Raw genomic sequence first — 1,159 nt, 5'->3', positions numbered from 1 at the left:
GATAGATGAACTGGGAAGGGCCAAATCCAAGTAGATAAATACCCACGAGGAGCTGCGCTTGATCGAGTGAAACTGAGAAGTCTTTGGCGATCCAAGGTAGGGAAGGCATCACTAAACCCATGCTCAGTTGGCCAACACTGATGATCAAACATGCCAATAGAATCGTGCGGAAATTGATGGGACGGTTCATGATGTTTCACCATCAGCGAATCCGGCATTTTTTCGCGTTCTTAGAGCGCCATCTTCATCAAACTCGCTCAATTTTGCTTTGACTCGTTTAACCGTCGACAAGCTGACATCGCATTGCTCTGCCACGCTCAACAGCGTGTTACCTTCTAATAGTAACGCCGCGATGAGTCGATGTTTTTCCCGGTCAGCAGGGCGGCCACGGAACTTCTGTTTCCACAACTCCGGTTGATCTTTAATGGCTTGGCGGCCTTGCTCTGCCGCAAATAGTCGATGCTGAATTTGTACCTTTCCATAACCTGATAGCAAAGCGAGTAACGTTTTCGTCTGTTCTGAGTCAGGTTCAAACGTCAATGGTTCACATACGGTTTTTAGTGTGACGCCTTTTTCAAGCAAGGCTCGAATGGCGTTGAGAGCCTGACTAAAATCGCGACCAAATGCTGTCAGCCACCACATCACGATGGTGTCGCCAGATTGAATAGTATTGCTAAGTTTTTGAAACGCTTCTCTTTCTGAAGGGGGAACGCAGCCACGAATTTTATCTTCAAAATGCAGCGCATCAGGAGCGGCCTCGCGCAACGCAGCAAGGTGCTCACTGTGGGCTTTGTTTTTTGGAGAGTAGCGCGTGTAGATATAAGTCGTCATGACCGCATTCCTCATTGGGTTGGTTCATATACTGTAATGGTCCATAAATATACAAGGGTTCATTAATGCTTACAACACTAAATGAGCCATTTAAGTTTTCTTAGAGCATATCCCAATTATCTAGGTGATGAGTTTTATGGCTGATTGGTGTTCAAAGATGTATGTTGGGGTATCTGTCTGCAAGCAATGAAAAAAGCCGATACAGATGTTTGTATCGGCTTTTTGTTTTAGGTGTTGTATTGGCTAGCTTTGCAATTGCTCACCTTGTGGCGAGTTTGGCTTTGGCTGGTAATGCAAAATCACCATCGAGGTCGGTGACAGCAAGACT

The 1,159-nt window shown here is 45.8% G+C and carries 1 protein-coding gene and 1 pseudogene; both read right to left on the bottom strand.

Going from position 1 to position 1,159, the window contains the following annotated elements:
* A pseudogene (locus tag R7E42_RS24960) lies at nt 1–190 on the bottom strand (MFS transporter); the annotation flags it as partial.
* Complete coding sequence (locus R7E42_RS24955) at nt 187–831, bottom strand: recombinase family protein (protein ID WP_318073228.1); 645 nt, start codon at nt 829–831, stop codon at nt 187–189. The gene R7E42_RS24955 and the pseudogene R7E42_RS24960, both read right to left, overlap by 4 nt.
* Between the last annotated feature and the right edge of the window lie 328 nt (nt 832–1,159).

Origin of the sequence: Vibrio sp. Vb1337 (assembly GCF_033338715.1) — a bacterium.
GTDB lineage: Bacteria > Pseudomonadota > Gammaproteobacteria > Enterobacterales > Vibrionaceae > Vibrio > Vibrio alginolyticus.
Note: the sequence above shows the minus strand (reverse complement) of the source record. Positions and strands in the feature narration are given on the sequence as shown.